General features: G+C 58.9%; 11 protein-coding genes. 7 read left to right on the top strand and 4 right to left on the bottom strand.

The window, feature by feature from the left end; translation table 11 throughout:
- Nucleotides 1-32 precede the first annotated feature (32 nt).
- Genes DQG13_RS18190 through DQG13_RS18180 form a run of 3 tightly spaced genes read left to right on the top strand, consistent with a single transcriptional unit; the run spans nt 33 to nt 4,977 of the window.
- Nucleotides 33-794 (top strand): exodeoxyribonuclease III, encoded by a 762-nt coding sequence (locus tag DQG13_RS18190; RefSeq protein WP_113021210.1) that lies wholly within the window; start codon nt 33-35, stop codon nt 792-794.
- Complete coding sequence (locus tag DQG13_RS18185; protein ID WP_113021209.1) at nt 791-3,889, top strand: ATP-binding protein; 3,099 nt, start codon at nt 791-793, stop codon at nt 3,887-3,889. The genes DQG13_RS18190 and DQG13_RS18185 overlap by 4 nt, the downstream gene beginning before the upstream one ends.
- Nucleotides 3,886-4,977, top strand: coding sequence for a response regulator (locus DQG13_RS18180; protein ID WP_113021208.1), 1,092 nt, complete (start codon nt 3,886-3,888; stop codon nt 4,975-4,977). Before DQG13_RS18185 ends, DQG13_RS18180 begins: the two co-directional genes overlap by 4 nt.
- Before the next feature lie 98 nt (nt 4,978-5,075).
- Here DQG13_RS18180 and DQG13_RS18175 read toward each other — a convergent pair whose 3' ends face one another.
- Both DQG13_RS18175 and DQG13_RS18170 read right to left on the bottom strand, forming a co-directional pair.
- Nucleotides 5,076-5,513, bottom strand: a complete 438-nt coding sequence (locus DQG13_RS18175) for a spore coat protein (protein ID WP_113021207.1) — start codon at nt 5,511-5,513, stop codon at nt 5,076-5,078.
- Nucleotides 5,514-5,533: 20 nt separating this feature from the next.
- Nucleotides 5,534-5,791, bottom strand: coding sequence for a hypothetical protein (locus tag DQG13_RS18170; protein WP_397333994.1), 258 nt, complete (start codon nt 5,789-5,791; stop codon nt 5,534-5,536).
- A gap of 115 nt (nt 5,792-5,906) precedes the next feature.
- Here DQG13_RS18170 and DQG13_RS18165 point away from each other — a divergent pair, with 115 nt between their 5' ends.
- Nucleotides 5,907-6,335, top strand: coding sequence for a DUF6157 family protein (locus DQG13_RS18165; RefSeq protein ID WP_113021206.1), 429 nt, complete (start codon nt 5,907-5,909; stop codon nt 6,333-6,335).
- 397 nt (nt 6,336-6,732) lie between these two features.
- Here DQG13_RS18165 and DQG13_RS18160 read toward each other — a convergent pair whose 3' ends face one another.
- Nucleotides 6,733-7,431, bottom strand: a complete 699-nt coding sequence (locus DQG13_RS18160; RefSeq protein WP_113021205.1) for a TVP38/TMEM64 family protein — start codon at nt 7,429-7,431, stop codon at nt 6,733-6,735.
- 196 nt (nt 7,432-7,627) lie between these two features.
- Between DQG13_RS18160 and add the strand changes: the two genes are divergently transcribed.
- From add to DQG13_RS18145, 3 genes are all read left to right on the top strand, one after another.
- On the top strand, nt 7,628-8,677 hold the full coding sequence (gene add / locus DQG13_RS18155) for an adenosine deaminase (protein WP_113021204.1): 1,050 nt from the start codon (nt 7,628-7,630) through the stop codon (nt 8,675-8,677).
- Between the two features lie 177 nt (nt 8,678-8,854).
- Nucleotides 8,855-10,033 (top strand): ATP-binding protein, encoded by a 1,179-nt coding sequence (locus DQG13_RS18150; RefSeq protein ID WP_181592832.1) that lies wholly within the window; start codon nt 8,855-8,857, stop codon nt 10,031-10,033.
- A gap of 71 nt (nt 10,034-10,104) precedes the next feature.
- Complete coding sequence (locus DQG13_RS18145) at nt 10,105-10,977, top strand: patatin-like phospholipase family protein (RefSeq protein ID WP_113021202.1); 873 nt, start codon at nt 10,105-10,107, stop codon at nt 10,975-10,977.
- Nucleotides 10,978-11,400: 423 nt separating this feature from the next.
- On the opposite strand, the gene DQG13_RS18140 is transcribed toward DQG13_RS18145, so the two are convergent.
- Nucleotides 11,401-12,654, bottom strand: a complete 1,254-nt coding sequence (locus tag DQG13_RS18140) for an MFS transporter (protein WP_113021201.1) — start codon at nt 12,652-12,654, stop codon at nt 11,401-11,403.
- Nucleotides 12,655-12,685 lie beyond the last annotated feature (31 nt).

Here is a 12,685-nt window from a genome sequence, read left to right as displayed (position 1 = left end):
CCTTATAATATGGAGAAAAGGAGTCTGACGAGATGAAGCTGATGTCATGGAATGTCAACGGCCTGCGGGCTTGTATCAATAAAGGGTTTATGGATCGCTTCCAGGAGGCGGACGCGGATATTTTCTGCCTGCAGGAGACTAAGCTCCAGGAAGGGCAGATTGAGCTGGACCATGGGGAGGCCTACGGCCAATATTGGAATTATGCGGTGAAAAAGGGCTACTCCGGCACGGCGGTGTTTACCCGTGTCCGGCCGCTCACCATTCGCTACGGGCTGGAGGAGGATGAGGAGCCGGAGGGCCGTGTGCTGACGCTGGAATTTGCGGATTTTTACCTGGTGAACGTGTATACGCCCAATGCCCGCAGGGATCTCTCCCGGCTGCCCTTCCGCATGGAGTGGGAGGACCGCTTCCGGGCCTATCTCATGCAGCTGGACAAGCATAAGCCTGTGGTGGTGTGCGGCGATATGAACGTGGCCCATCAGGAGATCGACATCAAGAATGCCAAGTCCAACCGGGGCAATTCGGGCTTTACGGATGAAGAGCGGGAGAAAATGACCCTGCTCCTGGAATCCGGCTTTGTGGATACCTTCCGGCTGCTTCATCCGGACCGGCAGGACGCCTATTCCTGGTGGTCCTACATGCCGAAGGTGAGGGAGCGCAATGTGGGCTGGCGGATCGACTATTTCCTTGTGTCCGAGCGGTTGGCCCCTCAGGTGAAGGAGGCCTTCATCTGCCCTGAGGTGATGGGCAGCGACCACTGTCCCGTTGGACTGGTGCTGGAGGTAGAGGCATGACACAAGAGGCAGCCGGAGTCCGGAAGGAAGGAGGGCGCCTCCGTCAGAGCCAGTTCGCCATGCTGAAGCTGATGGGCGTCCTTTTACTGGCCGGTCTCCTGCTGTATGCGTACCAGGCCATTACGGCGCCCCATAACCGCCCCGAGGCTAAAGATGGGGTGCTTGACGCGGCGGATTGGGATTTTGCCGGAGCGGGTACGATTCCCTTGTCGGGTGAATGGATGTTCTATCCCGGTCTTCTGACACCGGAGGACTTCCGCCGGAATCCCGAGCTTGCGGGACAGGGCATAAGGGTCAGGCTTCCGGGAAAATGGGACAGCTACATGGCCGAAGGCGGGGTTAACGGAATTGGGGCAGGCACCTACCGGCTGGAAATCAAGCTCCGGGACTCGGGTATGTACGGGCTGCGGATGAAGAAGGTGCGGTTGTCCAGCAAGGTTTTTCTGAATGGGGTGTGTCTGGGCGGCACCGGTGAAACGGCGGAGAATGAGCGGGATTTTGTGCCCAGCAATCTTCCGTTTTTTGCGGTGGGCCGCGGGGAAGCGGGGACCACGGAGCTGCTGATCCAGGTGTCCAACTACATTCTGATGCCCAAAAACGGGATGAGCCAGGCGCCGGAATTCGGATATGCCAAGCAGGTGATGAACAACCGGGACCGGTCCCGTCTGGAGGATATGGCGCTGGTTACGGCCATGCTGGTATTCGGCTTTTACTTTGCCGGGATGTTCAGGCAATGGCGGGCAGAGCGCCATTATATGTATCTCAGCCTGTTCTGCCTGTCTACGGGGTTCTTTTTCAGCATCGACAACGAGATTCTGGCAGCGCTTGTAGTGCCGCAATTGCCGTTTATCTGGCTGCAGAAGCTGCTGTTTATTCTGGCTGTGCTGTCCTTTTACTTTTTTATCCTGTACATGTCGAGCTTTCTGCAGGATAAGGTGGGAGTCATCCGGCGGGGACTGCCGTGGATTCTGGCGGCCTATATCGGTATGGTGGTGCTCCTGCCCAATGAAGCGCTGCGGATGACCTTTTGGCCCAACCTGATTCTTCAGGCCATCGCTTTTATGGCCATCTTCTACTTGCTGTACCGGGGCTTTGCCCGAAGCTCTCCAGTGGCCCGGTATTTGGCCTTGGTGGCGGTGTTTATGTCTGTCACGACCATATCCGCCCAGTTCCGGTACCAGATGGCCCGGGACAATGCGACCATTGCCATCCTGAGCCCGCTTTTGCTGGTGTTCTCCCAGGCGCTCCTGGCCAATTTCCGGGCCCAGCAGATTATGGACCGGAGCCGCCGCCTGTCGGAGCAGCTTCTGGAGTACGACAAGCAGAAGGACGAGTTTCTCGCCCGGACCTCCCACGAGCTGCGGACGCCGCTGCACGGGATGATCAACCTGTCCCAAATCCTGCTGGACGACCGGAAGGAGCCCCTGTCGGCGGCGCACCGGGAGCAGGTCCGTATGCTGAATCTCTCCGGCCGGCGGCTGGCCGATCTGGTGCAGGATATTATGGATTTGAATCTGATCCGCACGGGAGAAATCCGCATCCGCCGGACTGCGGTGGATTTGGGGCTGGCGGTGCGGCTTGTGCTGGATATGCTGGCGGTCTCCATGGTCAAAAAAAATGTGGAGCTCAAGAATGAGCTGGCCGAGGATCTGCCTCTTTTGTATGCGGATGAAAACCGGGTGAAGCAGATTCTGCACAATCTGGCGGAGAATGCCCTCAAATTTACGGAGCGGGGCTGCGTGCGCATCTCCGCCCGTGTGGAGGGCAGCATGATGGCCATATCGGTGGAGGATACCGGCTGCGGGATTCCCGCCAAAGCGCTGGACCGGATTTTCCAGCCCTTCCAGCAGGCGGAGGAGGCGGGCTGGAATCCGGGTGTGGGGCTGGGCTTGAGCATTACCCGGCAATTGGTGGAGCTGCAGGACGGGGCCATCACCGTCCGCTCGGAGCCCGGCATGGGGAGCTGCTTTACCTTCACGCTGCCCATTGCCCGCTCTGCCGTGCCTTATGTTCGTACGGTCAGCACCGGGGAAGCGGGTCTGCCGGCTGCGGAGCCTCCTGCCGGACCCCGGACTGTCCGCTCGTTTGAATCCGCGGGCAAGGAGGGGCTGGTTCTCCTGGTGGACGATGAGGAGGCGAATTTGAAGGTGCTTATGGAGGTTGCCGCTTCCATGGGCTGGGGCTACAAAGCCTTCACCAGCGGCGGCGACGCCCTGGTCTGGATGGAGGGGGCGGGCAGGCCGGAGCTGGTGCTGCTGGATCTGATGATGCCTGTTATCTCCGGGCTGGATATCTGCCGGGAGCTCCGCAAGCGGTACAGCCATGCAGAGCTCCCTGTGCTGATGCTGACGGCCTCCGGCAGACAGGAGGATGTGGTGGCGGCGTTTGAGGCGGGAACCAACGATATCCTGCAAAAGCCCTTTGAGCTGGCGGAGCTCCGCGCCCGGGCCGAATCTCTTCTCGCCATGAAGCGTGCCTCCCGGCATGCCGTCCAGAGCGAGATGGAATATCTGCAGGCGCAGATCACCCCCCATTTTCTGTACAACAGCCTGAATTCCCTGATCGGCTTAAGCTACAAGGACCCGGACAAGCTCCGGGAAACCATCTACCAGCTGACCACCTATTTGCGCGCCAAATTCACCTACAGCTTCCAGCAGGAGCGGGTTCCGCTCCAGGATGAGCTGGAGGTGGTCCGGGCGTATCTGGCTATTGAGCAGCTGCGGTTCGGGTCCAGGCTTCAGGTGTCCATTGAGATTGCTCCGGACACGGATTGCATGATGCCGCCGCTATTGCTTCAGCCGCTGGTGGAGAACGCGGTCCGCCACGGCATCGGCCAGAAGCCCGAGGGCGGCAAGGTCGAGATCCAAGTGAAAAAGCTGGGCCGCGGGACATGCTTCACCGTATCGGACAACGGCGCCGGGATGTCCCCCGACCGGCTTGAAACCATCAAGCTTGGCCAAGCGGAGGGGGTGGGCATCCGCAATGTTTCCCGCCGGCTGCAGATGCTGTACGGGGAACGCCTGTGGATCGAAAGCGTGCAGCATGAGGGAACTGTTTTCACATTCCAGCTTCCGGAGGAGCCGTATATCTCATGATCAAGATTCTGGTAGTGGATGATGAGTGGATTGCTTTGGATATTTTGGAGATTTTGCTGGGGGAGATCGAAGGCGTTGCGCTGGTGGGCAAGTGCGTCCAGGTGAAGGAGGCGCTGGGTACGGCGGCGGCGGAGCAGCCGGATCTGATTTTCCTGGATATCGAGATGCCCGGGATGAGCGGCTTGGCCGCCTTTGAACGGTTCCGGGAGATTTGCCCGGAGGCGGAGATTGTATTTGTTACGGCGTACCAGCAGTATGCGGTGACAGCCTTCGATCTTTCGGCTATGGATTATCTGCTGAAGCCTGTCTCCCTGGAGCGGCTGGCGCGTACTGTTGAGCGGTACAAGACCCGCCGGGGGTCCGGGGCTTCCCAGGCGGGAGCCGTGTTGTCTGAAGGGCCTGAACCAAGGGTCAAGGTGCTGGGCAGCCTGGAGGTGTATGGGGAGTCGGGAACTCTGCTGGCGTGGCGGACCAAAAAAACACGGGAGCTGTTTGCATTTCTCCTGCATCAGAAGGGGCCGGTCTACCGCGACCGGATTCTGGACAGCCTCTGGCCGGAGCTGGAGCTGGAGAAGGCCCAGACGCTGTTTCACACCTCTCTCTACCAGCTGCGTCATACCTTGAAGCAGGGCGGCTACGGCCAGATGGTTTCCTTTGCCGATGAGCGCTACATGATGAGCCGTGAGGACCTGCGCTGCGATGCGGACGAGCTGGAGCAGCTGTTGGCTTCGGACCGGAGCGGGAGCCGCGTAGCCGAGGCGCTGGCGCTGTACCGGGGAGACTATCTGGAGGAGGAAAGCTACGGCTGGGCGGAAACGAGGCGGTACAAGCTCCGCTCCTCCTTCCTGGAATATCTGCACCATGCAGCCGGGCAAGTCAAGGGGAGCCGCAGGGAGGCTGTGCTGCGCAAGCGTATTGAGCTGGAGCCGTATGCCGACTCCCATTACCGGGATTTGCTCCTTCACCTCCGGGGTCAAGGAAGCTCCGCGGCCATGGAGGAGCTGTACAGGCAGATGCGGGAGAAGTATGTGGGGGAGCTGGGGCTTGAGCCCTCCCTTACGCTGAAGGAATTGCTGGAGGACGTATGAAGAAGGCGGGCAGGCTTAGGGCGTATAAGCCAACAAGCAGGAATCCTTAGGATTCCCGCTTGTTGTTTGGGGCGGCTTTGCTTTAGGCAGCCGGCTGCTTACATGTATACATGCTGCTGGGAGCCGGCTATGCCTTGCTGGGTTTGTTGGCCGAGCTTCTGCTTGGCGAACTGGAAGGTTTCCTGGCCGGATTTTTGGTAGGTTTGGATTTGCTTCTGGATCTCCTGGCTCTGGGCCGGAGAGGCAGCGTTGTACATGTTGTTTTGCTTCATCAGCGTGTAGACCTGTCCTTGCATGGTCAGGGTGCTGTTCAGCAGATCGGTGAAGATTTTGCGCAGGGACTCATCACCGGCTTCGGTGACGGCAGTTGCATATTCGCGGGCGGTGCGCTTCAGGTCGCAGAGGACGGTGTAGAGCCAATCCTTTTCGGGCAAAAGATTTTGGGCGGCTTGCTGCTGCTGTTGCTGTTGTTGCTGCTGTTGCTGTTGCATGAATTGATCCTGGTTGTAGTGTCCGAATTGGTTTTGCTGATGCATGTTTTTCCCTCCTTCCGTTATTAGTGTTGCTGCGTCATGCCGGCAAATTGCTGCTGGTTGGCGGCAAATTGGCCGTTGGCGCTGTTCAGCCCTTGATGAAGGGCGTTCATCAGGGTGTGCAGGTGCTGCTCATGGGTTTGCACATGGGCCTGGCACAGGCTGCGCACGGCCGGATTGGCAGTAATGGAGGCCGCTGCGGCGCATTGCTTGAGCAGCAATTCTTCGTTGGACATGGAGTCCACGATGTACCCCAGTTCTTTAGCTGTAGGTGTTTGCATATTCATCCTCCCTTCTGGAATTACCAGAACTTACAATTCCCTTATTCAGGGGAATTATGTGCGCGGGGATGAAGGGTTTCCTTTTTGGACACAAGATTGTGAATGGAGCGATGGCATGAGCTATACGAACACGTTTATTACCGTTTCCCCCGATTGCCCGGTGAGTTCGTCTGTCCGGCCGCAGCCGAAGGGCGGGGCGAAAACCAAACCATTGCTGGAATATGAGCTGCTGTCCGCCCATCCTTATTGTTTTACGGAGAAGGAACTGATTTATCAGGTGCACGTGCGGCATCAGAGGGTGACGGAAGTGGAGCTGCGGGAGCGGGAGGGCGAAATCCGGCAAAAGCTGTTCGCCAAGTCCCATCCGTGTATGCGGGCCTCCATGCTTCCCAAAAAATACGGCTATGGGATTCATTATGACCATGAGGGGAAAATCGCCATCTACGGTATGGAAACCTCCCGGTACCGCGCCTTTGCGGAAGGCGAAGAAGAAGGGGGGCGGGTGATTGCGGCCATGCGGAATAAGAAAAGCGGAGGCCAATGAGGGGCGCACCGGAGCGGGCTCTCTGCCGCAACAATACATAAAAGGGGCTGTCCGAAAAGCCAAACGGGAGAAGCTCTAACGAATCTATGCATCGCTATATGACTATAGGTGAGCCTGTTTGAAATCTAACGAATCGTAGGATCGCTATTTGTCCGAATGTGCGCCGAAAGGCGTTCAAACAGGCGAATAAGGCGATATAGATTCGTTAGATTTTTTATCATGCCCGTTTTCGCGAAATAGCGTGAGAGAGATTCGTTAGCCAGATTCCGCTTGTCCGCAGACGTATGCTTCCGAAGCGGGTTTTCCTGCAAAAAAAACTTACCTCCCGGTCCTTTCTGCCGAATATGGATTCACCTTGGCGTATTTTCGGACAGCCCCTTTTTGTGTGCCCGTGCATTTACTGCGTGGCGGACGGCTCATCGGCAACGGGGGCTGCGCCGCCCTCTCCGGCGGCCTTCCGTTTGCGCCTGCTTCTCCGCAGCCGCCATCCTACCGCCGAGACTACGGCCAGGAGGAGCATGATGCCATACATATACGGCTCGAACCTCACTGACATGATTCCCAGGGGGACAAGCGCCAGCACAAAAATATAGATCATGTTGCCCAGCACGGTGGCGTAGAGGAACGGCCGCATGCTGACGGAGCTTAAGCCCGCCGCTACATTGACCACGCTGGTGGGGACAAAGGGGAATACCCTCCCGATAAACACCACCCAAAAGGCGTTGTCCTCAATGCGGTCCCGGAGGGCGGGCTTAAGCCACCGGGCGAAGAAATCCTGCAGCCAATATCTCGCGGCCCAAAACGAAACCACTCCCGCCAGGATGCTGGTGGCCCAGCTCCAGAGGTATCCGCCGGCAAAGCCCAGAATGGCGATATTCATGGTGATCAGCAGTATAAACGGAATGACTGTAAACAGGTTTTGAATCACCATCAAAAGAAGCATCAGACCCAGAAACAGATACCGGCTGTTTTCCGAGACCTCCTGTCCAGCCTCCGGATCGCCGGACAAAATACCCGCCACCAGGTCAGAATGCCAAACAACCAGCAGGAGAGCGGCGATCAAGGCAAAAGAGGCAATTTTGATCCACAATTTCATTCCCGCAGCCTCCTCACGTACTCATTTATATATACCCCGTCCCCGGAAAAAATGGGCCTGTCCCTGTCTTAAAAAAAGTAGCGCCGGCCATAAAATTATGTTACCTTATATAACAATAATCTCACACGCGGCTATCGTCTGCAACAATTCTGCTCATGCGTCAGAGACATGAATCTGGTTGGAGGAGGCGGAAGGGATGGAAGCGGGAAATAAGCATGATTGGCTGTCCTTGCTCCCCATGGTGGACCTTCATGTGCATCTGGACGGCTCCGTCCAGCCGCATACGCTGCGGGAGCTGGCCCAAGAGCAAGGCAGACCCCTCTCCGGGGAATGCGATGCCCGTCTGCTCCGGCTGATGCAAATCGGCGAGGGCTGCGCCAGTCTGGTGGAGTATCTGGGCAAGTTTGATTTTGTGCTGCCGTACCTTCAGACGGCTCAAGCCTTGGAGCGGGTGGCCTACGAGACGGTAGAGCAATCGGCGCGCCATAACGGGCGCTATTTGGAGGTGCGTTTTGCCCCTATGCTGCATACCAGAGGCGGATTGAAGCCGGATGAGGCAATCGCCCACGTTCTGGCTGGTCTGAAGCGGGGGGAGCGGGAGCTGGGAGTTGCCGCCCGGGGGATCGCCATCTGCATGCGCCATCATGGGGAAGGCGACAATCTGCAGGTTGTGGATGCGGCAGCGGATTACCGGAAGCGCGGGGTGGTGGCAGTGGATCTGGCAGGGGATGAAGCCCATTATCCGCCGCAGCTTCACGAGGAGGTATTCCGCCGTGCCGGACGGTATGGTCTTCCGGTGACCATCCATGCCGGGGAGGCGGCGGGGGCGGAGAATATTGCAACGGCTGTCCACCGCATGGGGGCCACCCGCATCGGCCATGGCGTCCGGGCCCGGGAGAATCCCGATGTGCTGAAGCTGCTCCGGGACGGGGGCATTCCCCTGGAGCTTTGTCCCGTAAGCAATATCCAGACCAAGGCGGTTTCGGCTTGGGAGCATTATCCGGTACGCGACTATTTCGATCAGGGCCTTACGCTGACCATCAATACGGATAACCCAACCGTATCGGGCACCAGTATCCAACGGGAGTATTCCGTGCTGGCGGAACGCTTCGGCTTCGGCAAGGAGGAGGTGGCGGCGCTGATCATGAACGGCGTACAGGCGGCTTTTCTGGACAAAGAGGCCAAACGGGAGCTGGCCGGGCAATTCCGCACCCGCTTCCGGGAGCTGGGAATCCGCGTTTCGTAGGGGGCGGGCACCGCAAGATGAATCAGGCATGTTTCCGGCGGCGGGGCATGCTTTTTTCGCTTTGGAGGCAGCTCTTCTTAAAGATTGGCGGCAGATGAGGTTTTCTAACCGGCTGGTTTGTGTTACCATTTTGGTAAAATGGAACGGCCCGTTGGACTTGCATAAGGAGGAATGACCGTGATCGGCAAACCCCGGTTGATTGATCCGTCCGTAATGATCCGGAAGGCATACCGGAAGACCTTGGAGATTCGGAATAAGCAGGTAACCGTTGAGGTGGAGGACGCAATGTATGCACCCGCGGAGGAAGGGGAGGAGCCCCGGCTCCTGGATGAACCGCTGGTGGCCCAGATGATCAGGGGGATTGCCGCCGCTGTGGCTCACAATGCCTCTCCCTATAATCCTGTACCGCAGCGGATTGTGATTTCCCACGGGCCTCCCGAAGGAGAACCTGCGCATTCCGCCGGAGAGGGTGCAGGCAGTCCGGCCTCCTCCGGTGGGGAGCTGAAGCGGCAGCCGGCCGAACCGGCCCTTCTTCAAGCCCCATCCGGTCTATGGTCCGCCTGCGCGCCGCGCTGGACGCTGGACGAGGTTAGTCTGAACCCGGAGGCCAGGAGCCACATTGAGGCCGCGTTGGTTATGATCCGGCACAGGGAGAAGCTGTTCGGGGACTGGGGATTGGAGGAGTCCCATTTTGACGGCCGCGCGGTTGTGTTGAATTTCTACGGTCCTCCCGGCACCGGCAAAAGCATGACCGCCGAAGCGCTGGCCGGCACCTTGGGACGCCAGGTGCTGCTGGTGAATTATGCGGAGCTCGAATCCAAGTTTGTGGGGGAGACGCCGAAGAATATCAAGTCGGTGTTTGCCGCCGCTTCCGGGGCGGGAGCGGTGCTGGTATTCGACGAAGCGGATTCCTTCCTGGGCAAACGGCTGACCCATGTCCAGCAATCCTCGGATTACGGTGTGAATATTAGCCGCAGCGTGATGCTGCTGGAGCTGGAGCGTTTTGACGGGGTTGTGGTGTTCACCACCAATTTGCTGCAAAATTATGATGACGCCTTCCGCCGCCGGATTTTGGCCCAGGTGGCTTTCCGTTATCCCGATGAAACGGAGCGTGTGGGCATTTGGGAGACCCATTTGCCCAGCAGGCTGCCGTTAGGCAAGGGGATTAATCCGGCTGTGCTGGCGGCGGCTTTTGACCATATGACCGGTGCGGATATTAAGGATATGGTGCTGTATGCATCTGCCCTGTGCCTGAAGGAAGGCGGTCAGAGGGTGGAGATGCTCCATTTTCGCCAGGCTGCGGATTATGTGGCTTCACGTTACGTTCAGGAGGGCGGCGGCCCGGACCCGTCCTGATGATGCACCGGCGTTCTTCTTGTGGAATAATAGAAGCATGTGTCTGAACCTTGCGGAAAGAAGGGATTGCTTTGGAAAGGGTAGGATTGGTGCTGGAAGGCGGAGGCATGCGGGGAGTCTATACGGGAGGCGCGCTGGAGTGCTTTCTGGATTACGGCATCCGGGTGCCTTATATCATCGGTGTTTCGGCGGGAGCCTGCAACGCGGCCTCTTATATTTCCGGCCAAAAGGGGCGCAACAAGCGGGTCACCATTGATTACGCCTCCCATCCCCGTTATGTGGGGGTCCGCAATCTGTTCCGGGAGAAGAGTATTTTCGGGTGGAGCCTGATTTTTGACGAGCTGCCCAATAAGCTGGTGCCCTTCGATTATGAGGCTTTTTACCGGGACCCCGGCAGTTTGTGGATCGGGATGACGGATGCGGTTTCGGGACGTCCGGTTTATGTGGAAAAACGGGAGACGGAGGCGGTCGGCAATATTCTGGATATGATCCGGGCCTCCAGCAGCCTGCCCTTTGTGTCGCCGCCTGTGCTGGCCGGGGGACGGGTGCTGTTTGACGGAGGGATCAGCGATCCGATTCCGGTGGGCAAGTCCATTGCCGACGGGAACCGCCTGCATATTATCATCTCCACGAAGCCTGCCGGCTACCGGAAGACCCCCTTCAAGCACGGTTGGCTGGCCCGCCGGGTGTACGGCAAGTATCCGGGGCTGGTGGAGGCGCTGGTGAACCGCTACCAGGTCTACAACCAGTCCATGGAGCTGGCAGAGGAGCTGGAGCGGCAGGGCAAGGCCATCCTCATCCGTCCTTCCGCCCATATTGAGGTAGGGCGGATGACCAAGGACCAGGCCAAGCTGACGGAGCTGTATGAGCTGGGGTACCGGGATGCGGAGGCCCAGCTGACACGGATCAAGGAATGGGTGGAGACGCCGGCGGCGCTGGCGTAGCATATAGACAGCAAGGACCTGTGCCAGAGAGCGGCGCAGGTCCTTTATTTGTCTTGGCAGCGGCTATAGTCGCGCATACAGTACCCCGGCTCCGATCATCGGTGCGGACCCAGGTTCCGTTATTTGGCGGAAAACCGCTGTTTTTTGGTATTCGCGGACAGGCGATCCGTTATGTGGTGCGAAACCGGCCATTTTGGAGTCTGCGAGGCAAAATAGCGTACCGTGTGTCCGCCAAAATGCTCCAAAGCCGCTTATCTGGGGAGATAGCGGATCGTGTGTCCGCTTGCCATAAGCGGCTCCTTTTGACGCAGCGGGCGGGAGGGCGGGAGGGCGCGGGAGGGCGCGGGAGGGTGGGAGCCACGCAGACGCCGCCTGCCGCCTCCGCAATGCAACGCGGCGGCATGGCGGCATGGTGCTGGCCCGTCAGGCCGACACATGCGGTTCTCCTGCCGCGCCGCCGGGCAGGACGCGCTTCACAGCCGCCTGGCGGTTCCAGGCGGAATGGGCCCAATAGGCTCCTGCGGAGAGCAGAGCCGCCCCCAGCGCCAGCCAGGCCACCGGAGGCAGGCCGCCGGCATCGTACAGGCTGCCCATCACATAGGGGCCGATGACTCTGCCTCCCGAGCCGATGCCGCCGGCCAGGCCGATGTAGAAGGGGGCATGGGCCCCGCCGTGCTCGGACAGATACGCCGGTACCGCCGGGGAAATAAGCATTTCCCCCAAGGTGGCCAGGACCATTCCCAGAACCATGCCGGGGTAGCTTTGGATCAGCAAAATACACGCGTATCCGGCAGCATAAAACAGGCTGCTTGCCGTCATTTGGGCGGAGACCGTGCGGGTCAGGTAACGCTTAATCAGGCCCAACAGCGGCTGGGCCGCGAAGATGAGCACCCCGTTCAGCGTCCACAGAAAGCCGTAATATCTTTTGGCCATCCCAGCGCCTACGATGAAGGGGGACACGCCGGTATTCCATATGGAGTTGCCGATGTGAAGCAGGAGAGCTCCGCTGGCCAGCAGAAGATAGAGCCGGACATTGCCCAAGAGCGCCCAGGCTCCCGGGGATTCCGCCCTGCCGCCATGGACACTGCCGGACGTGGCGGCACCGTGGGAAACCACGGTGGATTTCAGATAGAACAGGAAGAATACAGCGAAAAATGCCGAGGTCGCCCCATTGGCAATAAAGCTGAGATGATAGGAAAAATCGGCCAGAAAGCCGCTTAACGCCGTGCCCAGCGCCACGCCGATATTGTTGGCCACATAGATAATGTTGAAAATCTCCGCCCGCCGTTCGGTAAACCGGAAGCCGATGTACGATTGGATGGCCGGCAGCGACATGGAGTTAAACAGCCCGATCAGCCACATGGCGCCGATGAAAAGCCGCCAGTTGCCGCTCAGGAGAGGCAAAAGCAGCAGGATGGAGGCGTTCAGCGCCAGAGAACCGGTCACCAGCCGCTTCACGCCTACCCGGTGATACAGGGCGCCGCCCAGCAGCTGGCCGATGATGCCGCCCAGCGACTGGGCCAATATGGCCAGCCCGGCATCCGCCAGGCTCCGCCCCAGCTCATCGAAGACATACATGGATACCAGCGGCCACATGAGGGAGCCGCCTGTGGTATTGATAAGACTGGCGATCAGGAACATATTCAATTCTTTCGGATTGCGGCGCAGCGGATTCATGCCCGGTTTACTCCTATTCAGCGCAGAATCC

Source organism: Paenibacillus sp. YN15 (assembly GCF_003285005.1).
In the GTDB taxonomy this organism is placed as follows: domain Bacteria; phylum Bacillota; class Bacilli; order Paenibacillales; family NBRC-103111; genus Paenibacillus_AR.
Note: the sequence above shows the minus strand (reverse complement) of the source record. Positions and strands in the feature narration are given on the sequence as shown.